Genomic DNA, 25,765 nt, shown 5'->3' with positions numbered 1-25,765 from the left:
TGCGATCAGCACAGCACGAGCTCGCCGCCGCGCAGCCAGCTCGCGAGGTTGTCCTGCATGGCGGTTCGCGAGGGCGGATGAAACGCCAGTGCCTTCGTGGCGGCCAGCAGATACGGAACTTCAGGGTCGCTGAGAAAGCGCATGCCACCCAATGCCTCGACCGCACGCGCACTGGACGTGTCGATCGCATCCTGGATGGCGTAGCGTGTCAGCAGAATGCGTCCCAGCAAGCTTGTTCGGTCGGATTCTGCGACATCGAATTCGGTTGCCAGCTGCAGCAGCGCGTTCATCGAGCACTCCATGCGGGCGGCAACCCCTGTGATATCGACACCGAGCGCACGCGGTGATTCGAGGAGCTTCTCGAGCAGCCGGCTGCAGGCGCCGAGATAGCTCGCCGTGAGCAACAGTTCGAACCAGACGAAGCCTGCGATCTGCACCTGGTCAAGCTCCTCGCGCGACCCGGAGTACGAAATCATCTTTTCGTGGACGACGACGTTGTCGAAGACGACCTCGTCGCTTTCCGCGGCACGCAGTACCGGCGAGGTCCAGAAGGGCCGTACCCGAATTCCGGCTGTGTCGGCGGGCACGAGCGCCACGGCAAGCAACGGGCCGTCGGGGGAGGGCACACGTAGACTCAGCGTGATCAGCTCCATTGATCGCGACAGGCTGCACGGCTTCTTCGACCCGTTGACCACGAACTCACCGTCACGCGATTCGGCGGTGAGGTAGGGTTCCAGGATGCTCGCACCAGCCGCTCCTTCAGCAAAGGCCGACGCCACGAGCATGCGACCTTCGGCTATGGCCTGCAGCAGCATCCATTCCACACCCGAGGTCGTCTTGGCCATTTCCACGAGTGTGGCGACCGAAAACTGGTGCATATTGATGGCAATCGCGAGCGAGGGTGAGAGTGCACCGAGTGCACGCTGCACCATGACCAACTCGCGTGCCGACAAGCCCTTGCCGCCATGCAGTGCGGGAATGGCCAGGTCGACGCCACCATGCGCCTTGAACAGCGACAGGACATCCGAGCCTTCGTTTTCGCGCTCGTCGAACGGGCGGCTGCGCACCTGAGCGGCAAAGCCCGGCATCACCCGCTCGAGAACCTCAAATTCAGAGCGCAGAAACGGCACGATCGTCCTCCGAGGTGACTGCCATCTGCGCGGCACTGGGGACTGGTGCTGTATGCACGTGTCCTTCGAACAGACCGTTGACGATCGACGTGATGTTCTCGCGAAGCGCTTGCACGGCGATCGGCTCCAGGAGGGATGCCAATTGTGGCAAGCCCAAGTCCAGCACTGCGTGGAACGTCAGCAGCGTGGTGCATTCGTCGTGCGGCTGCGCCTGCCAACTGCCGTCAAAGACGGCAAGATCACCCTTGGTTTGCGAAAAAAGAATGCGGCCTTGTTCGGGAAAGAAGGCATCTCGCTCGTGCCAACGCAGCAGACCATCGCGGAATTTGACCTCCCAAAAGCTCTCGCACGAGCCGGGCTTCACATTGTAGATTTCCACCTTGCGAACGGCATCGGCGAACGTTTCGTATGAGGGAAAATCAGCGATCACTTCGTAGACGGAAGTTGCCGGCTGACTGATGAGGAATTGCAGAGTCGCGGTCTTCATGAGCGATGTCCTTGCGTCTCGAAATAGCGTTTGTGGATGGCAGTCAGCGACGACTCAACCGCAGCCAGCAGCAGACTGACGTCGGTGTCGTTGAGCGTGAGCGGCGGCGTCAGGCGCGCCGTGGCGTGAGCGTTGAGCGAATGCGAGATCAGGACGCGATGCGCGACCATCTCGAGCAGGAACTCGCCGGCGAAAGCATCGTCGGAGAATTCGAGGGCCATCAAAAGCCCGCGACCGCGGATGTCTCGCACAAACGGGAATTGCCAGCGTTGCTGGGCTGCGATGAGTCCGTTGAGAATGCGATCACCCAGTCGGCGCGCACGCTGTGGCGCGTCCAACTCGGATAAGGTATCGATGGTCGCCTTCACTACCGCAGAAACCAGTGGTGAACCTGCAAATGTCGAGGTGTGGACCAGAGGATTGCAGTTGAACGCTTCATACAATGCCGGCCCGCACATCAGTGCGCTGACCGGCACCAGGCCGCCGCTGAGTGCCTTACCACATAGGAGGATATCCGGGGTCACGCCCTCCTCCTGGCAGTACCACCAGGCACCGGTGCGTCCCAGCCCGGTGGAGATCTCGTCCATCACAAGCAGGCTGCCGCGCTCATCGCACAAGCGGGCGACCTCGCTCAGATAGCCCATCGGCGGGATGATGACACCGGCTTCCGATTGCAACGGCTCCATGACGACGGCCGCATCAGCAGCGTGCTTTCCCAGCGCGTCGGCGAGCGCTGCTGCATCGCCAAAAGGAACGAACGTCACGTCCGGCAGCAAGGGCAAGAATGGTGTGCGGTACTTGGGGTTGTGCGTCAGACTCAGCGCACCCAGCGTTTTGCCGTGAAAGCCGCCCTCCATCGCGATGAAGCGCGTACGTCCGTTGAGCTTCGCGAGCTTGATCGCGGCTTCGACCGCTTCGGCACCGGAGTTGGCCAGCCACACGTATCGCAAGCCGGCTGGCGCGATGGCGGCGAGTGCTTTGGCTGCATCGGCTTGTTGCCGATTCACCAATAATCGAGAACCCAGCGCGATGTGCTCGAGCTGCGCATAGGCGGCCTGCAACACGCGAGGATGTCGTCGTCCCAGCAGGAATACACAATAGCCGCCGCAGTCGAGATAACGGACACCGTTGTGATCTTCGACATACGCACCCTCAGCGGTCTGCTCTACGCCGACATTGAGCAGCCGCATCAATCGCGCCATCCCACTGTTGACGTGGTCGTAGTGAGTGTCGATCACTTCCTCGACGTCGGTAAGCGTCATGCGGCTCGCTCCCGATAGCGGGTCTGCTCGGCCCAGTACGCCATGTTGTTGAGAATTACGTATTCGTCGTCCGGCATGGCCGGCAACGAAAACTCCTCCGCGAGTTCGGCATAGTTGCTCGGAAACGGCTCGCTCATGTTGAAGTAGCAAGCGTGGTCCACCAGCGCGTTGAGCCGTCGGCGCGCGAACTCGGGGAGACTGGGCAGGAAAACCGGAATGAACAGTCGGTCGATAATTTCTGGATCGACGATCTTCGGCATTGGGCGGGTATAGCCGCACGACTGCGAGAACCGATCCATGAGCTGATGCACATCGGCAACCTTGCTCGCCTGCGTCCCACGCGTGATCCAGTATTCACGATGTCGACCATTGCGCTCACTGAGTGCGGCAATCGCCTCCGCCAGCACGTCCTGCGGTACCAGATCAACCAGTGCGCCGTCTTTGGCCGGAATCACGGGCGCAAACCCCTGCAATACGGCGCCGACGATCGAATGTAGGCCTTGGAATCGTGAGATCGCGCCGGTTGCCGAATCGCCGACGACGATCGACGGCCGCACAATCGTCCAATCGCGAGCGAGTGTCTTTACCTGAAGCTCCGCCCGGCGCTTGGATTCGCAGTACGTCGAGTATTCCTTGAGGTATTCCGGCAGCTTGAGATCGTGCGTATAGGCCGTGCTGACATAGAGCAGTCGTGCATCGAGGGTATTAGCCACCTCGATCGCGTGCACGGTGCCCAGCACATTTGCGCGTTGCATCTGCTCTTCGGATTTCCCGAAATGCGTCAGCGCCGCCGAATGCACTACGCAGTCGATGCTTCCGTGTTCGCGCTGCAATTCTGCTAAATCGAGCCCGAAGCCGGGGACGGAGATATCGCCTTCGACCGCGATCACGCGCGGATCGGCGATCGGATTGGCGCGAATCAATGCGATGACGCGAATGCCGCGCTGCAGGAGCGCGGGGACGAGCGCACTACCTACCACACCCGTTGCGCCCGTGAGCAGAACCGTCGTTGATGTTTTCACGTAAGAAGCTCGCTCAGTGAACGATCAGGGAAACGTCGGCTGGTCGAGCTCGATCTTCAGCGTGCCGCGCCGAACTAGGTAGTTGACGCGCGTGCGAATAAACGCGTCGACGAAGCGTGGCATATGGCGTGCAAACCAGAGCGAGAGGGTGCCCAAGCGCGTCGTTCCGACATCGCGGTAGTTGCGTCGGCACGCCCGCAGTACACCGTGCGCGGCCGATTCGACCGATTCCTCGAAGCTCAGCAGCTTCAACCCTAGCGGCCGAATATCAATGATCTTGGCGACCGACAGTCCTTGGCGAACGGCGTCGGTGTGGATACCGGTGTCGATGAATCCCGGGTACATCGTCGTGACGCTGATCTGGCCGTGATACTGCATGCGCAGCGAATCAGAAAAGGCCGAGACGGCACGTTTGCCGGCGCCGTAGGAGGGAATGAGCGGGGCATTGATGTACGCGAACAGCGAAGCGATATTGATGACTTTGCCGTGTGAGTGGAGCAGATAGGGCATCAGCTCCGCGGTTAACGTCCAGGGTGCCCAGAAGTTCACGTCGACGCTGTTGCGCGAGCTTGTCGTCGGACGAATACCGGCGTCCTGCAGTGACAACGTGCCGGCGTTGTTAATGAGAATGTCGATGCCGCCGCCGAGAAAGTCCAATGCTTGTGCGATCGTCGGCTGCAACTCCTCACGCCGTGTCAGGTCGCAGCGCAGGAAACGGCCGACACGGCCTGCATCGCCTGGTTCTCGGACGTCGATACCGACGACTCGGGCGCCGTGCTCCACCAGCAGCTCGGCCGTCTTACGGCCCAGCCCACCCGCCACGCCGGTGATGACGACGCGTTTGTTTTTCAGACTCATGAAACTCTCCTTGCGATCAGGGGGAGGGCGCGCCAGCGCGTGTAGCGCGTGAGGCTTTGGCAAGCGCCATCAAGTGTTCGGCGTCGGGAAGACGTGCGGGGTAATCAAACCACGGCGTGCGCGGCCAGAAGTGGTGCACGATGTGCAAGTTGTGATTGAGCATCAGTACCTGCAGCACGCGCGAGCGGACAAGTCGTGTGTGTTCAAATCGCTCCTGCGATTCCTGAGGGTAGTGAACCAGCCAGGCGACCAGCAGTTCGACGGCGGCGCCTGCAATAGCGAGCGGTATGATCCACAGCACGACGGCGTTCATCGTTCCGAACACGAATGCCAGCAGGCCGAAATACGCGACTTGTGCGCCCAGCGTGAGGACATGCTCGGCCAGGTGCGCCGGGCGTCCCCGCCAGAGTCCCTGACGGATCATGTAACTGTTGTCGTGCAGCAACCGCACTACTACCCACAGCGGCAACAGTACCCGTGGCCGTCGCCCGATGACCCAGTCGGGGTCGCGCTGCGGATCGTTCGTATAGCGATGGTGCATCATGTGCGACAACTTGAAGATCGGAAACGTCAGTCCTTCATGAAAGGCGCCGATCCGTCCCATCGCGTCGTTGAGTCGTTTACTCGGTGCAGCAATGCCGTGGACTGCATCGTGCGTTACGCTGTACATGGCGTAGAGCGAAATCCCGTTGATGACAGCGGCTGTGACCAACGTAATGAATCCGCCGTGGAACGCCAGCAATGATCCATAAAACGCACAAAGCGTGACGATGCATAGCCAGTGCGTGGGGTTCATACCGCGGCTTCGTGCAATGGACATTCGAGTAGCCAAGTCGCGCCATACCAGCCACGACGGAGCGTGGCTGACATGACTGGTTGGAATCCAGAAGGGATAGCCGCCGACAGGACTGCCGAGGCCGAGTTCATCAATGTGTGAACCATTGTCAACGCTAGAGGCGAATTCAGCTTGTATGCAGCGGAATTTTCGCGTTGCTGTTAACTAAGATTTTGCACCTAGCGGAACTACGCTACTTATTCAAAAATGATGTACTACTAAAAGCACACAATGCCGATTCATCCCCCGGATCAACCGGCGAGATCGAACGTCGCGACGCGGCTGAATCGAACACTGCCGACGGTGATGAACCGAACATGCTGCGAAACGTGCGCGAGAAATGCGCTGAATCCGTGAATCCGGCCGTAGCGGCGGCGTCTGTAAACGTATCGCCACGCAACACACAGGTGAGTGCCGTGCGCAATTTGCACCATTGCCGGTAGCGTTGGGGCGAAATACCCAGCTCACGTTCGAACAATTTACGCAAATAGCGAGAAGTCACGCTTAGTCGTTCAGCAACATGATCGAGCGAATCGGCGTCGCACAAATGATGGTCGATGTAATCCAAAGCGCACGCTACGCGCCGATCAATTGACCGGGAGCGCCAGGCGCTGCTGGTTAGTGCTGCCACTAGCCCCCGCAGCAACGGCTCGCCGGTTTCGCCTGAATCTGCGTATATCTGGCGCACAGCCTCGACCCGCGTCGGACTGATATCGACAATCTGACCGGCATCCAACGCGTAGTGTGTGGTGACGAGGCGTCCAAGGTCCGTAGCCGGCTCGAGAAATAACAGTAGCGCTTCCGTCTCACCCGCCGACGAACCCCGCACGCAATGCGGTTTTCCGGATGGAATGATGATCCCCGAGGCGCAGTGTTCGAGTCCGTGGCGTTCGGTCACGCGCAGCGGATCTCCCGATGCAATCGCTATCTGCAGTACGTAGTGAGCGTGAAGGTCATTGTCCCGAACATCTCCGGCAAAATACGCTGCGCCGGAACCGATCCACATGGTGCCGCTCCACCGCCTCGACATGGTTCCCCCCAAGGGTCGGCTGGTAGCCCATCCTGGCAAGCGCTCACGGTTCGCGCGATGACCTGAACATTACAAACGTGTCATTTTCGCGAGCGCTGTCCGTTTTACCAATCACCTTTATGCGAGACGTGCACGACGATTTCGCGGACGCGCTTCCGCTACATGCAAGCGCCGCCGATGGTCGAGTGCGAGCATCGGAACGACGAAACCACAGGAGCCACGTCATGGAGTTGACATCTGAACAAGTGCATTGGCTCGGCGGCGGCGCGTTCGTTGCCGTCGCGACGCTCTCGATTGGGCAAGGCCTAGGGTTTTGGTCTACCCGCTGGATACCGTGGCTACTTCCTGCCCTGATGATCGGCTACGGGATTGAGAGCGGCGCAGACTGGTGGATTCACGGCGAAGCAAGGCCCGCGAACTACTTCATGCAGGCGTTGCAACACGTCGCCCAAGGAAGCGCCATGCTTGTCGCGGGTGTCGTTGAAGCACTGCGCCTGCGTGGCACACTCAAAGCATCCGCGTGGGGCTATGCGTTGCCGATTGCGCTCGTCGCTGTCGGCATCGGTTTCTGGTTACATTCGCAACATAACACCGGCGTCGATCCGATGGTCCTGATGGTGCAGCACCGCGCGATTGCAATCAGCCTTGTGGTGACGGCTGGCGCCCGCGCCCTTGATGTCGCTCTTGCGGCGCGCAGTCACGCTCTGACGGTCGGCTGGTGGTTGCCGCTCCTGGCGTTCGGATTGCTGATGCTCACGTACACGGAGTCGAGTATGCCAGGCATGGTGGGACACTGAGCCTGTCGCCCAGTACACCTATGTCTCCTGAACCGCGCAAGCCGGATCGCCGCCTTTCGGTGCTGACCTACGCGCAGCGCGCACACGCCGCCGGCTGGATTCTGGTGCTGCACAGCATCGTCTTGCGATTGGCAATGGGACGTAGCAGTGCTGCGTCCGACTACCTCATGGCGTCGGGCGCGGCGTGTTTCATCGTCGGCTTCGTCGTGACGGTATGGCCGTGGCTACGGGGGGGATGGGGAAGTACCGTAGCCCAGTTTTTTCATATTGTTCTGCACGCGATCATTCTGGTGATTTCTGTCATCGTCGCGTGCACCCGCCGTCAAGGCGGCCCACGACACGCGCGAAGCGGCGAAAAAGTACGCCAAGAAGAGGGGCGGCGACGCTGCCAAGGCCGAACACGAGCATTGATGGACCAAGCCGTGAGCGGCTTGCCCGCCGACGGACTACGCTTTTCTAGCAAGGTTAAGTAGTGGATCAAGAGGCGTGTTGACGGTTCCAGCAGAGCGCATGCCGTCAGTGTCGTCGCGCCTCGGCGCAACCTCTATGTACTTCTTTTCCCTATTAGGTACGCACCCACAGGACTCGCACAGTCACCACGTCGGGCGGCTTGGTGACCGGCGAACGAGTTCCGTTGCTTACTTTGTGTAGCCCCGCAACAACTCGACGATCGTCGCGGTTTCCCGGATACGCACGGCTTCGTCCCGCTCGGCCACAACGTGCTCCGCAAGATGGCCGGTCAATACCTCCATCATCAGGCTATGCATTGCGCCTTTCGCAGCGGCGATCTGGATCAGTACCGCCGAGCAGTCGGCATCGGCTTGCAGTGCCTGCTCCAGCGCAGCGACTTGGCCGGCGACGCGCCGGACACGGCTGAGGAGCTTCTTTTTGTCTCGATTGACATGTGCCATGGGTCGGTATGATATACCCTAGGGGGGTATATTGCTAAGGGCACACCAATGAACCTGGATTCCCTTGCCGCGTCCCGGCGGCATTCCCACGCCTTCAACGACGGCAATCCTATTGCGGAGCACAACACGCGGCGGGCGATGGCTCTGACGCTGGTCATGATGGTGGTGGAGATCGCCGGGGGCTGGTGGTTCAACTCTATGGCCCTGCTTGCGGACGGTTGGCACATGAGTTCGCACGCGTTGGCTCTAGGACTTTCGGCGTTTGCCTACGCGTGCGCCCGGCGGTATGCGGAAGATCACCGTTTCGCCTTCGGTACGTGGAAAATCGAGATCCTCGGCGGTTACACCAGCGCGATCCTGCTGCTGGGCGTGGCTGCGCTGATGGCGGTTCAGTCCGTTGATCGGCTCTTCCACCCGAGCGCCATCCACTACCCGCAAGCGATCACCATCGCCATCGTCGGGCTTGCGGTGAACCTCCTGTGCGTCTGGTGGCTCCGCGACCATCCCGCGCACAGCCACGGCCATCACGACCATGGACATGGCCACCACCACCACGGGCACGATCTGAACCAGCGCTCTGCTTATTTGCACGTCGCAGCGGATGCGGCGACGTCGGTGCTGGCGATCGTGGCCTTGTTCGGCGGTATGTATTTCGGCGCCGTCTGGCTCGACCCGGTCATGGGTCTGGTCGGTGCGGCGCTGGTTTCGCTGTGGGCTTGGGGTCTGATCCGCGATTCCAGTCGGATCTTGCTGGACGCTGAAATGGATGCTCCGGTTGTCGCAGAGATTCGTGAGGCGATCGAGGGAGGCGAGGTTCCAGCCCGTATCAGCGACCTCCATGTCTGGCAGGTTGGCCGAGGCAAGTTTGCCTGTGCAGCGGAAGTGGTGACGCCATCGGCTGTCGATTCGGATCACTTTCGTCGGGCGATCTGCGTCCACGAAGAAATCGTGCATGCGACCATCGAGGTGCGGAATGCGCCCATCGGTGCAGTGGCGGCGTGACGTCGGTGCGGACTGATTCGACCGGTCGAAGCGGGAGGTATTGTTGCGTTGTGGGGGGCGTCACCCGCGCAACGTTGCCGGCGAAGCAGTGCATTGTTCGACCGTACCACTGTTCCATCTTTTCCGCGGCACTTTGCTGATTTGCGCACTGGGTTCGTGCCCTCAGGTGCGAAGCCGTAGGCTCGGCGCGAGTGCGGCTCGGCGCTCCGTGCTGATGAAGGCAGCGGAATTGAAACGGGGCATTGAGACCAATGGTGAAGAAATCGAGCGCGCTTACGGCAACGTGGGGCGGGAAAAGGGGGGGCGCTGAGCCGCATTGAAGTCGGCAGCGTGAACGAACTTCTGGGTACCATTCAAAAAAAGCGAACGAAATGAACGCTGAAGTACCGATCCTCTTGCACATCGAAGCGCACGGAACACACCAGGGTGTCGAAACCGCGGACGGTGGCATAGCGACGTGGCTTGCACCACGTGATCCCTTGCGCACCTCAACGCGGCTTGCGTTGGAAACCTCTGTCCATGGTGGCTGTCTTGAGTTACAGCACGTAAAGTGGCGGTCTCAGTCGCCGAATTGCCTCACTATGAGAGACGAGGGCGGCGTGGCGGAGCGCCGATCGGTTTCCGCTTTTGAAGGTGCGATCGCACCCCCTGAGCCTCTCGCCAAGCCCTGAGTTGTGGCATGCGCTCGATCACTGGTGCAGGGAGGTTGGCCGCCGCTTGATCTCGCTCAGCCTCGTCCACGTGCAGCGCCAGTGCGTCCAAAACGGCGATGCAAAACAGTGTGGATATGTCGTCGAGCTTATCACCACCTGCCGCAGCACGAGCTCGCGCGTCACGAAACACTGACAACGCGTCACTCACTGGAATGAGTTCTGCCACCATCTGTTGATTTCCGCTAGCAGCCGCCCACCGTAGCGCTTCGCTGTTCTTGGATCGCGGATCACTGACAGGGATCAGCTCTCGAACGATTTCGAGATGGTCTTGTAGGGCGGCCCAGCGCAGGGCTGCGCTATTGTCGGCTTTGGGATTGGTGAAAGGGATCAGCTCACGCACAACATCAAGGTGCCCGGCCTTCACGGCGGCGCTCAATGCTTCACTATTCTTGCCTCTGGGATTGCTGACCGGGATCAGTGTGCGCACGACCTCTACATGGCCTGCAACCGCCGCTAGTTTCAAGGCCATGCTGTCGTCGGCTCTCGGATAACTTACCGGAATGAGTAAGCGCACGACTTCCAGATGTCCCTCCTCGGCGGCTCTGCACAGTGCGGCGCAATTGTTGGTAGCGGCTTTCTTCGGGTCGCCCGCCAGAAGCAGGGCACGCACGGCATCACTGTCGCCGCGTTCGGCCGCTGCGATCAGATCGTGGTAGTTGTCGGGCGTCGATGCTATTTTCTTACCCATATCTCACCGGTACGTTTAGCTCTAACTCCCATCAAAACAGATTCCTGGCGCTTCGCAAGTGAACTGCCGGTAGCTGCTTCGCGTCGGCCGACAAGGACCGGTCACGCTTATCCAACGGCCGATCCAGGCATTGTCAGGAGCTGCTCCCAGCTGTTTGAGACCTTCGGACCAGATGTTGAGCTCTACGGCCCGACCCTTCCAGGGTGCGAAGTTGATGAACAGGTAGGGAGTGCCGCGCTTCGTCCGGTTCTTGCTCACTTCGACGACGAGTTCGCTCTTGTCGCCGACGTAGGCAAGACATCCGTCGAAATCGCGAGTGTCAAGGTAAGTGGACGCCCACCCCATCTACTGCCGCTGCTCCGACGCGTCAATGCTCGCCTCTCCACATGTAGAGGTGCTAGGTATGGCCACACAGAAGGCAACTGCTGCGACAACGCGGCGATGGAGAACTGGGACCACAGCTTCAAAGGTCGAAGCGAACGGCGAGCACCCAGCGCCACGCGAGCAGGCCAAGTCGCACGTGTTCGAGTACATCCGCCAATAGGGAGCGGACTTGCTCGGCTTCCATGTTTCCATCATAATAGAATGATGGAAACGAAGTTCGCCCTCAAAGCCCTGGCCGCGCTGGCCCAGGAAACCCGCCTGACCATCTTTCGCCACCTCGTCGAGGCAGGGCCAGAGGGGATTCATGCGGGCGCCATCGCTGAAGCCCTGGGCTTGCCAGGAGCGACGTTATCGTTCCATCTCAAAGAGTTGCATCACGCGGAGCTGGTCGACAGTCGGCAGGAAGGCCGATTCGTCCGCTATACCGCCAATCTGACGACGGTGCAGGCGATGGTTGGGTATCTGACCGAAACCTGCTGTGGCGGCAAGCCCGAAATGTGCGTGCCGGTCGCGGTGCCGCTGCCGATGCCCACCGTCAAGCGCAAACCAGGACGTCCGCAATGAATGCTGCCCTGTCACCACGGGTCTACCGGGTTCTGTTTCTGTGCACTGGCAACTCGGCACGCAGCATCCTGGCCGAGGTGCTGACGCGCCAAATCGGACACGGTCGCTTCGAGGCGTTCAGTGCGGGCAGTCAACCCCGGGGCGAGGTCCATCCGATGGTGCTGGAGCTGCTGCGCGGCGTTGGACTGCCGATCGAAGGGCTGCGCAGCAAGGGCTGGAATGAGTTCGCAGCGCCCGATGTGCCGCCGATGGATTTCATCATCACGGTGTGCGACCGGGCGGCTGGTGAAGTCTGCCCGGCCTGGCCCGGACATCCGGTTACGGCGCACTGGAGCATTCCCGATCCGGCGCTGACCGATGGTGCGAACAAGGCAGCTTTCCGGGAAGTGATGTTCCTCTTGCAGCAGCGCATCTCGCTGCTGACCGAACTGAAGCCGGAATCACTGGATCGCCTGGCGCTGCGCACGCGGCTGGAAGGCTTGCTCCCGGATGCCGACCGTGTAGCTGACGGTGACGCGCCGGCTTAATAACGCTTTTTCCTTCCTGGTCGAGAAACACCATGGCGATTCGTGTAGGCATCAACGGCTTCGGCCGCATGGGACGGCTGACCCTGCGGGCCGCGTGGGGCAATCCCGATCTGGCGTTTGTGCACATCAATGACCCGGCGGGCGATCCCGCAACCCTGGCTCATCTCCTGAACTTCGATTCGATTCATGGCCGTTGGGTGCATGAAGCGCAAGCAGAAGGCAGTGCCCTCGTCGTGGACGGGCAGCGTATTCCGGTCACCCGCAACAAGGCGATTGGCGAAACCGACTGGTCAGGATGCGACGTGGTCATTGAAGCGTCGGGCAAGTTCCGCAAGACAGAGCTGCTGCGTCCCTATCTCGACAAGGGCGTAAAACGCGTTGTGGTGACGGCACCGGTGAAAGAACCCGGTGTTCTCGATTGCGTCGTTGGCGTCAATCACGACCGCTTTGATCCGGCCATCCATCGCATCGTTACGGCGGCATCCTGCACGACCAACTGCCTGGCCCCCGTAGTGAAGGTCATTCACGAGAATCTGCGCATCCGGCACGGCAGTCTGACGACCATTCATAGTCTGACCAACACTCAGGTTATCGTCGATGCACCGCACAAGGACCTGCGCCGCGCGCGCGCCTGCGGTTCGAGCCTGATACCGACATCAACGGGTTCGGCGACTGCGATTGCCGAAATCTTCCCTGAGCTGAAAGGTCGCTTGAACGGACATGCTGTGCGTGTGCCGTTGACCAACGCTTCGTTGACTGATTGCGTGTTTGAAGTCAAACGGGCAACCACCGTGGAAGAAGTGAACCGTCTGTTGAAGGCGGCGGCCGACGGTCCGCTGCAGGGCATCCTCGGCTATGAAGAGCGTCCCTTGGTATCGATCGACTACCAAGGCGATCCGCGATCCAGCATCGTTGATGCGTTGTCCACAATGGTCGTTAACGGTACGCATGTGAAGATTTACGCGTGGTATGACAATGAATGGGGCTATGTGAACCGCACGGCTGAGCTGGTTCGCCTCGTCGGCATGGCCGATCTGTAGTCCGATGGAAGGATTTCGTTCGGTGGCGGCACGCCAGTATTTCCTGATCACGGGAAACTACTGGGCATTTACGTTGACCGATGGCGCCCTGCGCATGCTGGTGGTGCTGCATTTTCATCAGCTGGGCTACACACCACTGCAGGTCGCGCTGCTGTTCCTGTTCTACGAAATTTTCGGTGTAGTCACGAACCTAGTCGGCGGCTGGCTCGGTGCCCGCATCGGCCTCAATCGCACGATGAACCTGGGCCTGGTGTTGCAGGTCATTGCGCTGGGTATGCTCACCCTGCCTGCTGCGGCACTGACCGTGCCATGGGTGATGGCCGCCCAGGCGCTATCCGGCATCGCCAAGGATCTGAACAAGATGAGCGCCAAGAGCAGTATCAAGCTGCTCGTCGCTGGCGATCAGCCTGGCGCGCTCTATCGTTGGATCGCTGCATTGACCGGCTCCAAGAATGCGCTGAAGGGCATTGGCTTTTTCCTTGGCGGTGCACTACTGAGCACACTGGGCTTTCGCGTAGCCGTCGCCAGCATGGCCGTAGGCCTGTTGCTCGTGTGGTTAGCCAGCCTGCTCCTGTTGCAGCGCGATCTCGGAAAAGCCAAGAACAAGCCGAAGTTCCGTGACCTGTTCTCCAAGAGTCGTGCGGTAAACGTTCTGTCGGCGGCACGGCTGTTCCTGTTTGGGGCGCGCGATGTTTGGTTTGTTGTTGCGCTGCCGGTGTTTCTGGCGACCGTGTTGCAGTGGAGTGACTGGGCCGTCGGAGCATTCCTCGCCAGCTGGGTGATCGGCTACGGCATCGTGCAATCGCTGGCACCCTATTTCACCGGTCGACGTAGTGGCGGTAGTCCTGGTGGAGGCAGCGCGTTTGGATGGGCCGTGGCGTTGGCGGCGATACCGGCGATGATGGCGCTATTGCTTGGCAGCAACGCTGATCCAACCCATGTGCTGGTGGTCGGCTTGGCTGTCTTCGGCATCTTGTTCGCCGTCAACTCGTCGCTGCACAGCTATCTCATCGTCAGCTATGCCTCGGAAGACGGCGTATCACTTGATGTCGGCTTCTACTACATGGCCAATGCATTGGGGCGCCTGTTCGGCACGGTGCTCTCCGGCGCGGTCTTCCAAGCAAGCGGCTTGACGGCCTGCCTGTGGATCTCCGCTGGCTTCGTCGCTGCATCGGCATTGATTTCGCTCGCCCTGCCGAAGCACCACGCAACCATCACCGCTGCGCCTGCTGCAAGTGATGTGGACGGCTAGCCAGGCACGGCGAGCGCATCAGCGCAGATGCGCAATCAGCTCAGGCTCGGCGGCAACAGGGAGTATTCAGCAGGATGCTTACGCGGCGCACAAACTGCTGACCTGTGCCTGAGAACGGATAACGCCACTGGGCGGCAAGCCGTGGCGGCACGCTGCTGCCGTGCCACAGCCCTACACCGTCATCCGCCACGCCATGGCCTGGATTCCGGCGAGTGCCGAAGATCCAGTCCCAGAGCAGCAACGTCGCACCGTAGTTGCCGGTGGCCAGGCGAGGATCGCGGGCATGGTGCCACCGGTGCAGCTCGGCCATGCTGAACACGGCATTGAGTGGTCCCAGGCGGAAGTCGACATTGGCGTGACTGACCACCCCGTGCACATTGTGGAGAACGGCGGCGGTGAACAGGATCGGCGGTGGTGCACCGAACAAAGCGAGCGGCAACAAGGTCAATGCTGCTGTCAGGAAGGCGTTCAGCGGATGAAACCGGGCGAAGTTCAGGGCATGCAGGCGCTCAGGTGCGTGATGGATGGCATGCACACGCCAGAGAAAGCCTGCCGATTCATGGCTGGCTCGATGGTAGAGATAGGGCAGGGCATCACCGATGGCCAGAGCCAGGAAAACTTGACCCAAGACCGGCCATGCGTCGGGCCACGGCGACGCGCTCGCGTCCAGTCCAAATCCGAACAACGGCAGGAGGCCGAGGGCGAGCGCCCACACGGCGCCTTCAGCGACGCTCACGAAGGCTGATGTCGTGCCCAGGTAAACAAGATCTTCAGCAGTGCCTGGTCCCCTGTTCCATTGCTGGGCGTAGGGGATGACGCGTTCGAGCCCGACGGTGAGTACCAGCACGGAGACGATCAGGAGCGGCATGAGCCAAGTGACGGCGTCGGCGGAGTAGGCTGTCCAGGCAACGATGCCTGCACCACCAAACAGCAGGGGAAAGGCGGCGACGCGCGGCAGGTTTCTCAGGAATGCGTGCATGGAGGGTTTCTGGATAGGTAGTCGAACGGGATCACGCCGAGCTGCTCGCAGTGAGGTGGTGATGGCGTGACAGCCGATAGGCCAGCGGACAACACGCGAGCAGGACCAGGGAAAGGATCAGAAACACGGCATTGCTGCCGACGAAACCGGATGAACTGGCCACCACGAAAGGGCCGCAAGCACGGGCAAAACCCTGCGCCTGGGCAATCGCACCGTTGGCGCGCCCTGCCGACTCCACTCCGAAAATGAACGGAGCGATCCACGGTCTGGCCAGCGTGTGCAGACCGGCACCGACACCGAAGATCGCTACACCAAGAAAAGCGCTTGTCAGCGTGTCGGCAATGCCCAGTAGTGCCAATCCGAGCACCTGGAGTACTAGCGGCATCACCAGCAGCACACGGGGCGATAGTGCGAGATGGCCGCCACGCCACAGCCACAGACGGCCGGGCAGCTGCATCACGCCCAGTGCCGCCAGCACCCACGCTGCGTGCTCAAGCGAGTGGCCATGCTTGACCATATGCGGAACGACCAGGGTCGTCAGTGCCATGCCGGCAAAGGTGGCAACCACGAAGGGCGTACCTGCCCAGCGCAACAAGGCGCGATCTGGAGGACTGGGTGACGGCGAAAGAGGAGTCACCTCACGGCGATCCACTGTTCTCAGGTGGGGCAGGGCGAACCCTTCCAGGCAGAGCGTCATCAGCAGCCAGACGACGGCCAATGCCTGCAATGTGGTGCGCCAGCCCAGATACGTCACACCTGCTCCAGTGAGCGGCAGGAACAGCGTGCTCGCGAGGCCGCCCAGAACGGTCACCACCGCCAAGGCACGCATGCGGACGCCGGCATTGGCGTGAGCGCGCGTTACCAGGCCAAACGCCGTCTCGTAGAGAACCAGCGCCATGCAGACACCGAGGCCCACCCAGACGGCATACAGCGCCGCTAGGCTCTCTACCTGAGACCAGACCAGTAGCAACCCTGCAGCGGTGAATGCGCCACCCCGTAGCAGGGCGATTCCCTGTCCCTTGTCGAGCCGGCGGCCGACGGTGGTAGCCAGCAATGCACTGACCGTGAGACCCAACGAGAAGGCACCGGCAATCGCCGCATCGCTCGTTCCCAATGCCTCACGCAGGGGAACCATCAGGACCGAGAAGGCGTAATACAGGATGCCCCAATAGACACACTGGGCCGCGCCCAACACCGCAATCGCGGAGGGGCGCGGCTCGCTCATGCGCGTGCGCCGCCGCAGCAGGAGGATTTGGCTGGGGCAGCAACCGCCACCACGGGCGTGGGTGCTGTGGTGGGGCCGCAGCCACAGCCACCCCGGCCTTCGGCCTTGGCTTCAGCGTCAGCGACGCAGCAGGCAGCTGCTTCAGCAGGAGCAGGACCACCACAGCAGCTTGCGCTGGTGGAGACAGATGTCGTGTCGTCGGCAAACTGCGTGTTGCACACGCCGGTTTCCGGCAGCACCAGCTCCACGCGCCGAGCGGCTTCCCAGTCTCCGGCCAGCGCCGCCGCGACGGAACGCACTTGCTCGTAGCCCGTCATCAGCAAGAATGTGGGCGCGCGGCCGTAGCTCTTCATGCCGACAATGTAGAGGTTCGAATCGGCGTGCTGGAGTTCGATCGCACCATGCGGCCGGACGGTGCCGCAACTGTGTAGGTTTGGATCGATCAACGGTGCGAGCGCCACCGGTGCTTGCGTGCCGAGATCCAGATCAAGCCGGATCTCGCCGAACAGGCTCAGGTCGGGGCGAAAGCCGGTGGCGCCAATCAGCTCGTCCACTGGTGGCAGCACCGTAGTGTCACTGTAGGCCACCCATCCAGCCTCCGCGCGCTCAATACGGTCGATGTGGATATTCGTGTGCACCGTGATGCGGCCTTGTTCGACCAACCGCGCAATGCGGAGCCCCAGCCTGCCACGTTCTTGCAGCTGATCGTTTTCACCACCACCGAGCACGCGTTGCAGCGAAGGACGCCGCACGGCCCAATGGACTTCCATCCCGGCGGTGGTTTCAGCGAGGCGTGCCAGATCGGTCAGCACATTGAAGGCGGAATGACCACTGCCAATGACCAGTATCCGTTTGCCGACATAGCGCGCCCTGTCGGCGCCCAGTACATCGGGGATGCCGTAGAAAATATGCGCGGCGGCGGATTGTTCACCGAGCGCTGGAATGCCTGCAGCACCGAGTGGGTTGGGTGAGGCGAAAGTGCCGGAAGCGTCGATGACGGCTTGCGCCAGCACCTCCTGCTCTTGGTCGTCTTGCAGATAGCGAATCACGAAGGGCGTGGTGTCACGCTGCGCGTTCTTCATGCGATCACGCCGCTGTCGGGTGACGCTGCTCACCCTTGTGTTCAGGCGGATGTGCGGTGATAACTCTGGCGTGGTGCCCAGGGGTTCCAGGTAGCGTTCGACGACTTCACCGCCCGTGGGGAAACGCGCCGGATCGGGTGGCTGCCAGCCGTTCGCGGCCAGGAGTTCCGCGCAGCGCGCATCGATGTTGTATTCCCATGGCGAGAACATGCGCACATGTCCCCATTGCCGCATACCGGCACCCACCTGGGTGCCTGCTTCCAGCACCAAGGGTGTGAGACCTCGGGCGCGCAAGTGAGCGGCAGCGGCCAATCCGATGGGACCGGCACCAATTATGACGACGGGCAATGAGTTGGACATGAGGCACCTCACGGAGTGGTGGGCAGGCGGGCGTTAGTGCCGGCCAGGTTTTCGGGGATCAGGCGTTCGACAATCACGACATCGAGCCATTGGCCATCGAGCTGGCCGTGCTTTTCATACAGGCCGACTTCGCGGAAACCGCAGGCGCGGCAAAGTGCAAGACTTGCCGTGTTGAACGGAAAGACACGCGATAGGACTTTCCAGAATCCGGCTTCACGGGCTGCATTGAGCAGGCTATCGAGCAACATGCGTCCGATGCCGTGTCCACGAGCATCGGTATCGATGTAGATCGAAAACTCCGCGATGCCGGCGTAGCAGGCGCGTGATCGATAGCTGCTCAGGCCAGCCCAGCCGACGACGCTGTCAGCAGCATCGGCAGCGACGAGAAGCGGGTGGCGCGTATCGGCAATGCGCGGCAACACATCATCGACCGTGCGTAGCTCAGTCTCGAAGGTTGCACTTCGTCCGGTGATGCCCTGGTTGTAGATCGCCGTAATTGCTGGGGCGTCGGCCGCAATAGCGTATCGAGTGGAGAGGGGTGTGGGCATAGTGTTGTTAGTGACAACTATTTGGGCAAATAAAAAGATCAGCTGCAGCCGGAGGTGCTGCACGCGGACGCACCGCTACCCACACTGATGCCGGAGACGAATCGGGCTTCAGCGGCCTTGGCGAGGCGTCGGATTACGTCGGTGACACTGGCCCGAACCGCAGGGTCCAGTTCGGCCAGCATTTCCGCCTGCTGCGCGACGAGTCCACGGTTGATGGTGTCGTAGAGTGATCGGCCACTGCGGGTGATGCGTAGGGAAACGGCCCGAGCGTCCTGATCATCGGGACGCCGCTCCACATAGCCTTTACGCTCGAGCGCATCGATCACTCGCGTGGTCGTGCTCTTGTCCAACAGCATTTGCGCTGCCAGGGCTTGGCTGCGCATCGGGCCGTGTTCGGCCAGGGCCTCCAGCGCATAGCACTGGGTTACCGAGATGTCGAAGCAACAGATCCGATCCCGATCCCGAAACTGATACACCCGCACCAGATCGGCGAGCACTGCGTTGAGCGCCTCGGCGTCAGCCTGCAGGCGTTCGGATTCGGAGGCATCAGCGGTTTTCAGTTTCCGTTGCATGTAACAACTATATCGCGTCGACCGATTATTGCAAGTAGCAACTAAATGGGCGACTTGAGCAGGGCGGCTTGTGCGTTGGCAGGCAGGGATGCTTCGGACCGGGAGCGCGGCCGTTTGAAGGATTTCCCAATTGCTTTCAATGGCCTGTACTGGTTAGCCTCTCGTCTCGCACTGCTGTCGGAAGCCGTGCGGCCGCCAGTGGTTAACGACCTGCGCTCCTGGCGGTGGACCCGGGTCGCCTGTGGAGACACAGGCGATCTCCCATCCATTCCGACGCGGGTCTACCGTCAGGAGACTCGTCTTGGACACGGAGCAGCAACGCCGCTCGCTACGTCTGTTGGAACACCACCTGCTGGCCTACCTGCTGCGCTGCGCGCGAGTGCAAGCCGACCTCGATCTGACCGAGGCTGCCTCACGTTGGGGCCAAACTCGTGAACGTCTCGAGGCGGTAGAAGCGGGGACTGACCCGCCGGACTGGTGGGACGTCAGGTCCCTCCTTGCCGTTTACGGGTTGAGCTTTCCCGCATTCTCCGACGAATATGACCGGCGGTTGGCGGTCGCGGGGACACCGCTGCCGAATCTGTCGCTTCAGTAAGCACTTACTTCCCGCGAGAGCGCTTCCTAACGGGCTTTCCAGCCACTTTCGCCATTGATTTTGCCTCCGCAGCGCCACGCGTCGTCGTCGTGCGCGTGGCGGCTTTCTTGGCGGGCTTGCCGACAAGCCGCGTCAAGGCGGGGCCTTCGACAGCCCATCGCTGATCGAACTGGTTTGCCAGGTCGGCTGCGGCGATCCCACATGCCGTGCACCAATCCCTGATCTGGATGAAGTCCTGCCTGACTTTGCCTAACTCAAACGCAGAAACGTATGCCTGCGGTACGCCCAAGCGTTCCGCCAGCGTGATCTGGCTTAGGTCGGCGGCTATCCGGGTCTCGCGCAGCAGCGTGCGGAACAGCAGAAATTCGGGCTTATGGATCGACTTCATGGCGTCGGCCTGAGGGTTTTTCCCTAGCGTAACCAACGCTTTTTCACTAGCGAAACTTTCAGTACACAAATAATATGTACTTCGCTCATGTCGGAATCCGACACCGCCTGGGCGCCATCCCTTCTGATCGAGGAATCTCCTATGACACGGTGCCTTCCGGCGGCCGCGACCGCGCTCGCCTTTCTATTCGTAATGACCGCGTTTTCTGCGCCTGTTGGCAGCTCAGGAACGGTCGACCAGCTGACCGCTATCCCGAGCTTTCGTCCGGATCGCGTGCGTGCCTTCGCCGTCGAGAGTGACCGTAGCGTGGTCGTGCGGGAGGCGCGTGAACGTTTCTTGCGGCTGACGTTCGCTGCTCCGTGCCCAAAGTTGATCGGCGCGCAGCGACTGGCTTTCCAGATCGGGCCAGGACTCGTCGCAGCAGTCGAGGACGGCACCTTGGTGCCCATCGTTCGCAACTCGGCGCCTGGCGTGATTTCGGCGGCCACACCGCATGCGCATGCCGTCGTCATCGGGTTGGACGGTAGAACGATTTGCCGGTTGTTGGGCGTCACTGAGGTTGATCGGTCTCTGTTTGACGCGGCGGCGGCTGTCCATGGTCGACGCGACAACCGACACGGCCGTGATGGGCATTCCGCTGGCTGATCGGAAACACCTATGTACTTCGAGATTCAACGCATCGTCAGTCTGGCCGCAGAGGCGGCCTCACCGCACCAGGTGGGTTTCGACCCCGAGTTTCGGCTCCGGCAGGAACTGAAGCGGGTTGTTCGCGACGTGCCGGATGAAGCCATTCCCGCTGAACTTCGAGAAGCGGTGCTTACGGGCAGCGTCGTTGGACAGCAGGCCGCCGAATGGCTACCTGCACTGCGCCAATGGCTCGAGCAGGAGTGTCGACGCACGGGCGTCTGAGCTCTTTCCTCCATCAAACGGTCGTGGACACGCGCGACCGTTTTTCAGTGGGCGCGGATGCGCCCCCTTTTTTCGCGTCTGCAGTCGAGTTCGCCGACAGGGCAGGAGCGATCGGTGCGCGCCACTGTGCGGCCATCACTGCGACCGTTGACGCCGATAGTCCGTGATCCGCTGTCATCCCAATTGGCGCGTAGTAGCTGATACTGACTGACTGAACTTCGAGCCGGGTAATCGATGTATCGACGCCATTACACCGTGCGCTATAACCCAGAGCGCACCGAGTGGGAACTGTTTCGAGGTGCATCCGATCGGCAGGCATCTGACGTCGTGGCGAGCTATGCCACGCAGGAAGCTGCGATCGCAGGGTGCGAGTCCATCTGCTCGCAAATCGTGGCGGCGGGGATGGCGGCCTATCTGCATATCGAGGCGGAAGACGGTACCGTGGTGGCGGAGCGCACGTTCAGCCCGGAGCTGTCAGCGTAGGTAAAGCGGGATTTGTCCGGGTTGCTTGGTCTGCACTGCGCGGACCTTGTTCGAAGCAGAAAGTGTTCTACAGGGTGCGCCTAAGCCGCCGCACGCGGTCCCCAGAGCACGATCGCCGCCCCGATCAGGCACAACGTTGCACCGGTGAGATCCCAGCGATCAGGGCGTACCCCTTCGACGGTCCACAGCCAGGCCAGGGATGCGGCCATGTATACGCCGCCGTAAGCCGCGTAGGCCCGGCCAGCAGCGTTGCTTTCCACCAGGGTGAGCAGATAGGCAAACGCCGCCAAGGACAGCAGGGCTGGCAGCAGCCACCAGCCAGTCCGGCCTTGCCGCAACCACATCCAGAAGCCAAAACATCCGGCGATTTCTGCCAGGGCGGCGCCGATGTAGATCAAGACGGTGTTCAGACGATTTTCCTCACGCGGCGAGTTCGTATAGCCGTGAGCCTGGAAGACATCCGCGCTCTCCTTGCGTCCCTGGCGGGACGTCAGCGTCCCTTCTCGGTCACGCCACGCGCACAAAGCGGCAATAGACGAAGGACTGAGTGTTGCCGTTGGGCGTGGTGTGCGCATCGGCCGCCTGTGCTTCCAGGCGAAAGGCCTGGCCAAACACCTGTGCCAAGCCAGTCGCATCGTAGCGAACAACCTCCAGGCCGCTGCAGCGGGTGGGGCCATCGGGTGCAAAGGTGGCGATTACCAGATGGCCGCCTGGCTTGAGTGCGGCGGTGACTTGGCGCACGTAGCTGGCGCGGTCCGCCTCATCCGTCAGGAAGTGGAAAACGGCACGGTCATGCCATAGGTCGATGCTGTGCGAGTCGAACGAAACCGTGCGCACGTCAGCCGATATCCATTTCACGGCGGAAGCCGACTCGCCAAGCCGGTCACGGGCTTGCTGCAGTGCCGCCTCGGCCAGATCCAGCACTGACAGATTTTGGTACCCCTGCGCAACTAGATCGTCCACCAAGGTCGAGGCGCCGCCCCCGACGTCCAGGATGCGAGCATGGTGATCAGGCGATGCGGCTTGGATGAAGCTCAGCGAACGTTCCAAATGCGGACGATACCAGCTGACTTCATCAGATGGACGCGTGCGGTATACCTGCTCCCAATGATCGGAAGTGTCCGCTGTATTGGTAGAAGCGGGAGTCGAGGTGCTGGTCATGCGCGCGGCTTCCCTTTCCAAGAATGACGCAGAGTATGGTAAACCCGGCCGCACGTCGCACTGACCCGCGTGACCTCAGGGTTAAGGGAATCGGGATCACTGGGGTTTGCATCTCGCCGACCCGCAGAAGCGGTTGGCATATACGGCTGGAAATCTTTGCCTGCCGGTCGAGTCGAACAACTCGAGGTAGATCCAGCGCGAAGCGCATAGACCGTCTTCCCGACAAGAGAAAAGCGATAACGCCAACACCAACACAGTGACAGCTATTCGCGCGTCGCCCGTCGGGGAATCACACCGTGCGGTTACCGAAAGCCTATGTCGGCGGAATCAATCTAGATTTTGGCTTGGCCGACCGCATGACGGTGGGGAGTGACTGCGGATTTGGACGGGGCGATAGCTTCCAGGATCCTGCAGTCGCGCACCGTTCCGCCATGGCAGGACGTGAGCATAGCTTCCAGCTCATGCCGCAGTGCCGTGAGATCGGCAATCTTGCGATCGATGCTCAGGAGATGCTCGTGCGTGAGCTGGTCCACCCGGCCGCAATCTTGCTCGTGATGCGGTGTCATCTCCAGCATTTCCCGTACCTGCTCGATGGAAAACCCGAGCTCGCGGGCACGGCGAATAAAGCCCAGGCGGCGCACTTCGTTCGGGCCATAGGTGCGGTAGTTGCCCTCCGTCCGGGATGGCTTGGCGACCAAGCCTATTTTCTCGTAGTAGCGGATGTTGTCCGCCGGCATGCCCGAGGCGGTAGCCGCCTGGCCAATGGTCTGTCGTTCGTTCATCTCTTGACCCTGGAGTAACTCCAGGGTTTATAAGGGCGGCCTGCTCCCCCAGTCAACGCAGCCCATCATGTTTCCCTCGAGACGCTTCCTTCTCGCCCACAGATCTGCGCGTCGTACGCCAGGGTATCCACCGGTGCTGGCCGAGCACATGCGAAATTCAAGGTCTGTGAGGCTGGGCGTGTCTCATGGGTGACGATTGCTGCAACAAGAAAGGCGAAGCGCTCGCCAAGCTGGCTGCACAGGCTGAGCAGCGGCGGGTGCTGATCATCGTGCTGGTCATCAACGCCGTCATGTTTTTCGCCGAGTTCTCTGCGGGCTTGGTCGCGCGATCATCGGCACTTCAGGCCGACGCTGTGGACATGCTCGGTGACGCCGTGGTCTACGGTCTGAGCCTGTTTGCCCTGGGGCGCGGCCAACGTTGGGAGGCCGGCGCAGCACTGGCTAAGGGTGGACTCATCCTGGTGTTCTTTGCCGTTATCGTCATCGACATTGCGCTGAAGCTCGTTCACGGCGTGCCGCCGTCGACGCACCTCATGCTGATATTCGGTTCGCTGGCACTGGTTGCGAACCTGACTTGCCTGGCACTGCTGTGGCGCTTCCGCGCGCTGAACGTCAACATGAGCAGCACGTTCGAATGCTCGCGCAATGACGTGATCGCTAACCTCGGTGTGCTCGTGGCGGCCGGCGCGGTGGCATGGTTTGGCGCTGGCTGGCCGGACATCGTGGTTGGCCTCGCCATCGCATTGCTGTTCTTGCGCTCGGCGATTCGCGTGATCCGTTCGGCGTGGCCCGAGTTCCGTGCGTGACGGTCGTGCTTGAAACCACCGGTGACGATCCCTTGCGCCGTGTCGCGTAAAGTCGTGCGTTGCTGACCGTCGGAGCATCGACAATGAGGCTGCAGCGAACCCCACTGTCTATCTTCGCTGCGCTCGCTTTTACACTGCCGGTGCCGGCGGTGGGCTACGTATACTCGGTGCACTGGTCGCAGGCATTTTCCTCATCGGTTACGGCAGCGGTTTTCTCTTCTGGTGGTTTCGTCCCACGGATACACCGTTTGCCTCGATCCGCGCACCGTACTGGCTGACGCTGGCGGCGTTCGTCCTGCACAAGGTTGAGGAAAACCGCGCTGGGTTCTTCGAAACCCTTTCCCGGGAAATCACCGGCATCCCGGTGCCCGAAACCACGCCGCTGTTGTTCTTGCTACTGCTCGTGATTCCGCAGGTGCCTGGCTGTTGGTGCCCTGGCTAATAAACCGGCGGCATCCCTCGGGAGCCTATCTCGCCTACACGTTCTTCGCCTCGATGGCGGTGAGTGAGCTCGCCCATTTCGTGGTTCCTCTGCTGACCCGGCACGCTTACGGGTATTTCCCGGGCATGGCGACGGTGTTCTTCCTTGCGCCATTGGACGCTTGGGGTCTCTGCCGGCTGTGGTCTTCAGTGCCTAGCCGCGCTACCCGGTAGAACCGCTGGCCGTCCTTCGTTCGGGTTGGCCAGCTTGTTGGCTCCCGGAGGGTGAAATCGGCCGTAATTCCACGGTAAGTGCGCCTGGACGACAGTCGGTGCGCGAAGGCAGAACGCAGGAACGCCTCACGCGTTGCGTGCTATGCATCGCGCTATGCCGGCGTCAGTTCCATCGTGGTGGCCCGTGCCCCCCGATCACAGAAAAATGAGAGGTCGCTATGGAAGTGCTTTGGGATGAACTCGCCGCCGGATTTCCCGATGCGCGACAGCTAGCGCATGTGGTCATCCGTCTGATTGCCGCTGCACTGCTGGGCGCTGCAGTGGGATGGGAGCGGAAAAGCATGGGTAAGTCGGCGGGTTTGCGAACCCATATGCTGGTTTGCCTGGGAACGGCCCTGTTCGTCGTCGCCTGCCAGGGTAGCGGCATGTCGTCAGACGGTATTTCCCGTGTCGTGCAGGGACTGACGACAGGCATCGGCTTCATCGGTGGCGGTGCCATCCTCAAGCTGGCCGCCGAGCGCGAAATCCACGGCCTCACCACAGCTGCCGGTATCTGGATGACGGCGGCCATCGGGGTGACGGTGGGATTGGGCGCGCTTGGTCTGGCTCTGCTGGCGACGACCATCACTGTCCTGACGCTGGCGGCTATCCGCCTTGCACCGTCGGAACGGCGCTCGAATGGGGATACCGATCTGCAGTCGTGATGGGGAACAGAAAGC

Annotated in this window: 31 protein-coding genes; 13 read left to right on the top strand and 18 right to left on the bottom strand. The window is 61.2% G+C overall.

The genetic code is table 11. From position 1 onward, the window contains the following. Positions 1-5 precede the first annotated feature (5 nt). The 7 genes from DFR29_RS07690 to DFR29_RS07660 all read right to left on the bottom strand — a co-directional run bounded on the left by DFR29_RS07690 (position 6) and on the right by DFR29_RS07660 (position 6,600). Positions 6-1,130, bottom strand: coding sequence for an acyl-CoA dehydrogenase family protein (locus tag DFR29_RS07690; RefSeq protein WP_133818005.1), 1,125 nt, complete (start codon positions 1,128-1,130; stop codon positions 6-8). Beyond that, positions 1,111-1,617, bottom strand: coding sequence for a type II toxin-antitoxin system RatA family toxin (locus tag DFR29_RS07685; protein WP_133818004.1), 507 nt, complete (start codon positions 1,615-1,617; stop codon positions 1,111-1,113). The genes DFR29_RS07690 and DFR29_RS07685 overlap by 20 nt, the downstream gene beginning before the upstream one ends. Next, a complete protein-coding gene (locus DFR29_RS07680) occupies positions 1,614-2,879 on the bottom strand; it encodes an aspartate aminotransferase family protein (protein WP_133818003.1) in 1,266 nt (421 codons plus the stop codon). The genes DFR29_RS07685 and DFR29_RS07680 overlap by 4 nt, the downstream gene beginning before the upstream one ends. Beyond that, a complete protein-coding gene (locus DFR29_RS07675) occupies positions 2,876-3,901 on the bottom strand; it encodes an SDR family oxidoreductase (protein ID WP_133818002.1) in 1,026 nt (341 codons plus the stop codon). The genes DFR29_RS07680 and DFR29_RS07675 overlap by 4 nt, the downstream gene beginning before the upstream one ends. Before the next feature lie 24 nt (positions 3,902-3,925). Further along, entirely contained in the window at positions 3,926-4,759 is an 834-nt protein-coding gene (locus tag DFR29_RS07670; RefSeq protein ID WP_133818001.1) for an SDR family NAD(P)-dependent oxidoreductase, read from the bottom strand. A 16-nt stretch (positions 4,760-4,775) separates the two neighbouring features. Further along, positions 4,776-5,555 (bottom strand): fatty acid desaturase, encoded by a 780-nt coding sequence (locus DFR29_RS07665; protein WP_166653945.1) that lies wholly within the window; start codon positions 5,553-5,555, stop codon positions 4,776-4,778. Positions 5,556-5,787: 232 nt separating this feature from the next. Further along, positions 5,788-6,600 carry a helix-turn-helix transcriptional regulator gene (locus tag DFR29_RS07660; protein WP_166653944.1) on the bottom strand — a complete coding sequence of 271 codons (813 nt, stop codon included), beginning with the start codon at positions 6,598-6,600 and terminating at the stop codon, positions 5,788-5,790. Positions 6,601-6,848: 248 nt separating this feature from the next. On the opposite strand from DFR29_RS07660, the gene DFR29_RS07655 reads away from it, so the two are divergent. Together DFR29_RS07655 and DFR29_RS07650 are read left to right on the top strand one after the other, a co-directional pair. Further along, entirely contained in the window at positions 6,849-7,421 is a 573-nt protein-coding gene (locus DFR29_RS07655; protein WP_133817998.1) for a hypothetical protein, read from the top strand. 20 nt (positions 7,422-7,441) lie between these two features. Then, on the top strand, positions 7,442-7,894 hold the full coding sequence (locus DFR29_RS07650) for a hypothetical protein (protein ID WP_133817997.1): 453 nt from the start codon (positions 7,442-7,444) through the stop codon (positions 7,892-7,894). Positions 7,895-8,059: 165 nt separating this feature from the next. Here DFR29_RS07650 and DFR29_RS07645 read toward each other — a convergent pair whose 3' ends face one another. Continuing rightward, a complete protein-coding gene (locus tag DFR29_RS07645) occupies positions 8,060-8,332 on the bottom strand; it encodes a metal/formaldehyde-sensitive transcriptional repressor (RefSeq protein ID WP_133817996.1) in 273 nt (90 codons plus the stop codon). 48 nt (positions 8,333-8,380) lie between these two features. Between DFR29_RS07645 and dmeF the strand changes: the two genes are divergently transcribed. Then, a complete protein-coding gene (dmeF, locus tag DFR29_RS07640; protein ID WP_133817995.1) occupies positions 8,381-9,334 on the top strand; it encodes a CDF family Co(II)/Ni(II) efflux transporter DmeF in 954 nt (317 codons plus the stop codon). Between the two features lie 579 nt (positions 9,335-9,913). On the opposite strand, the gene DFR29_RS07635 is transcribed toward dmeF, so the two are convergent. Next, positions 9,914-10,735: an ankyrin repeat domain-containing protein gene (locus DFR29_RS07635; protein WP_133817994.1), complete on the bottom strand. Its 822-nt coding sequence runs from the start codon at positions 10,733-10,735 to the stop codon at positions 9,914-9,916. A 585-nt stretch (positions 10,736-11,320) separates the two neighbouring features. Between DFR29_RS07635 and DFR29_RS07630 the strand changes: the two genes are divergently transcribed. The 4 genes from DFR29_RS07630 to arsJ are packed head-to-tail and all read left to right on the top strand — an operon-like array spanning position 11,321 to position 14,502. Next, a complete protein-coding gene (locus tag DFR29_RS07630; protein ID WP_243745987.1) occupies positions 11,321-11,683 on the top strand; it encodes an ArsR/SmtB family transcription factor in 363 nt (120 codons plus the stop codon). Beyond that, on the top strand, positions 11,680-12,210 hold the full coding sequence (locus DFR29_RS07625) for an arsenate reductase ArsC (protein ID WP_208113538.1): 531 nt from the start codon (positions 11,680-11,682) through the stop codon (positions 12,208-12,210). Before DFR29_RS07630 ends, DFR29_RS07625 begins: the two co-directional genes overlap by 4 nt. 32 nt (positions 12,211-12,242) lie before the next feature. Further along, complete coding sequence (locus DFR29_RS07620; protein WP_133817993.1) at positions 12,243-13,250, top strand: ArsJ-associated glyceraldehyde-3-phosphate dehydrogenase; 1,008 nt, start codon at positions 12,243-12,245, stop codon at positions 13,248-13,250. Positions 13,251-13,254: 4 nt separating this feature from the next. Beyond that, positions 13,255-14,502 carry an organoarsenical effux MFS transporter ArsJ gene (gene arsJ, locus DFR29_RS07615; RefSeq protein ID WP_133817992.1) on the top strand — a complete coding sequence of 416 codons (1,248 nt, stop codon included), beginning with the start codon at positions 13,255-13,257 and terminating at the stop codon, positions 14,500-14,502. Between the two features lie 40 nt (positions 14,503-14,542). Here arsJ and DFR29_RS07610 read toward each other — a convergent pair whose 3' ends face one another. From DFR29_RS07610 to DFR29_RS07590, 5 genes are read right to left on the bottom strand one after another with little or no spacing between them, the layout of a single operon-like run. Further along, positions 14,543-15,481 carry a sterol desaturase family protein gene (locus DFR29_RS07610; protein ID WP_133817991.1) on the bottom strand — a complete coding sequence of 313 codons (939 nt, stop codon included), beginning with the start codon at positions 15,479-15,481 and terminating at the stop codon, positions 14,543-14,545. Between the two features lie 31 nt (positions 15,482-15,512). Continuing rightward, positions 15,513-16,706 carry an MFS transporter gene (locus DFR29_RS07605; protein ID WP_133817990.1) on the bottom strand — a complete coding sequence of 398 codons (1,194 nt, stop codon included), beginning with the start codon at positions 16,704-16,706 and terminating at the stop codon, positions 15,513-15,515. Next, positions 16,703-18,148, bottom strand: a complete 1,446-nt coding sequence (locus tag DFR29_RS07600) for an NAD(P)-binding domain-containing protein (RefSeq protein ID WP_133817989.1) — start codon at positions 18,146-18,148, stop codon at positions 16,703-16,705. The genes DFR29_RS07605 and DFR29_RS07600 overlap by 4 nt, the downstream gene beginning before the upstream one ends. 8 nt (positions 18,149-18,156) lie before the next feature. Further along, on the bottom strand, positions 18,157-18,759 hold the full coding sequence (locus DFR29_RS07595; protein ID WP_208113537.1) for an arsinothricin resistance N-acetyltransferase ArsN1 family A: 603 nt from the start codon (positions 18,757-18,759) through the stop codon (positions 18,157-18,159). Further along, on the bottom strand, positions 18,735-19,268 hold the full coding sequence (locus DFR29_RS07590) for a MarR family winged helix-turn-helix transcriptional regulator (protein WP_133817988.1): 534 nt from the start codon (positions 19,266-19,268) through the stop codon (positions 18,735-18,737). Before DFR29_RS07590 ends, DFR29_RS07595 begins: the two co-directional genes overlap by 25 nt. 301 nt (positions 19,269-19,569) lie before the next feature. Here DFR29_RS07590 and DFR29_RS07585 point away from each other — a divergent pair, with 301 nt between their 5' ends. Continuing rightward, entirely contained in the window at positions 19,570-19,863 is a 294-nt protein-coding gene (locus DFR29_RS07585; protein ID WP_133817987.1) for a helix-turn-helix domain-containing protein, read from the top strand. A gap of 4 nt (positions 19,864-19,867) precedes the next feature. Here DFR29_RS07585 and DFR29_RS07580 read toward each other — a convergent pair whose 3' ends face one another. Next, positions 19,868-20,251, bottom strand: coding sequence for a helix-turn-helix domain-containing protein (locus DFR29_RS07580; protein WP_133817986.1), 384 nt, complete (start codon positions 20,249-20,251; stop codon positions 19,868-19,870). 87 nt (positions 20,252-20,338) lie between these two features. On the opposite strand from DFR29_RS07580, the gene DFR29_RS07575 reads away from it, so the two are divergent. From DFR29_RS07575 to DFR29_RS07565, 3 genes are all read left to right on the top strand, one after another. After that, a complete protein-coding gene (locus DFR29_RS07575; protein WP_133817985.1) occupies positions 20,339-20,896 on the top strand; it encodes a hypothetical protein in 558 nt (185 codons plus the stop codon). Between the two features lie 12 nt (positions 20,897-20,908). Continuing rightward, entirely contained in the window at positions 20,909-21,160 is a 252-nt protein-coding gene (locus DFR29_RS07570) for a hypothetical protein (RefSeq protein WP_133817984.1), read from the top strand. A gap of 234 nt (positions 21,161-21,394) precedes the next feature. Continuing rightward, positions 21,395-21,643, top strand: a complete 249-nt coding sequence (locus DFR29_RS07565) for a hypothetical protein (RefSeq protein WP_133817983.1) — start codon at positions 21,395-21,397, stop codon at positions 21,641-21,643. Positions 21,644-21,723: 80 nt separating this feature from the next. Here the strand turns inward: DFR29_RS07565 and DFR29_RS07560 are convergent, their stop codons facing one another. The 3 genes from DFR29_RS07560 to DFR29_RS07550 all read right to left on the bottom strand — a co-directional run bounded on the left by DFR29_RS07560 (position 21,724) and on the right by DFR29_RS07550 (position 23,586). After that, positions 21,724-22,041 (bottom strand): YnfA family protein, encoded by a 318-nt coding sequence (locus DFR29_RS07560; protein WP_425598826.1) that lies wholly within the window; start codon positions 22,039-22,041, stop codon positions 21,724-21,726. A gap of 109 nt (positions 22,042-22,150) precedes the next feature. Continuing rightward, entirely contained in the window at positions 22,151-22,804 is a 654-nt protein-coding gene (locus tag DFR29_RS07555) for a class I SAM-dependent methyltransferase (RefSeq protein WP_133817981.1), read from the bottom strand. Between the two features lie 332 nt (positions 22,805-23,136). Next, positions 23,137-23,586: a MerR family transcriptional regulator gene (locus DFR29_RS07550; RefSeq protein ID WP_133817980.1), complete on the bottom strand. Its 450-nt coding sequence runs from the start codon at positions 23,584-23,586 to the stop codon at positions 23,137-23,139. A 185-nt stretch (positions 23,587-23,771) separates the two neighbouring features. On the opposite strand from DFR29_RS07550, the gene DFR29_RS07545 reads away from it, so the two are divergent. Together DFR29_RS07545 and DFR29_RS07535 are read left to right on the top strand one after the other, a co-directional pair. Then, complete coding sequence (locus DFR29_RS07545) at positions 23,772-24,392, top strand: cation efflux transmembrane domain-containing protein (RefSeq protein WP_133817979.1); 621 nt, start codon at positions 23,772-23,774, stop codon at positions 24,390-24,392. A gap of 872 nt (positions 24,393-25,264) precedes the next feature. Next, complete coding sequence (locus tag DFR29_RS07535) at positions 25,265-25,750, top strand: MgtC/SapB family protein (protein ID WP_133817978.1); 486 nt, start codon at positions 25,265-25,267, stop codon at positions 25,748-25,750. The last annotated feature ends 15 nt before the right edge of the window (positions 25,751-25,765 follow it).

The organism is Tahibacter aquaticus, assembly GCF_004363655.1.
In the GTDB taxonomy this organism is placed as follows: Bacteria; Pseudomonadota; Gammaproteobacteria; order Xanthomonadales; family Rhodanobacteraceae; genus Tahibacter; species Tahibacter aquaticus.
The sequence above is the reverse complement of the archived record's forward strand: the minus strand, read 5'-3'. Positions and strand labels throughout refer to the sequence as shown.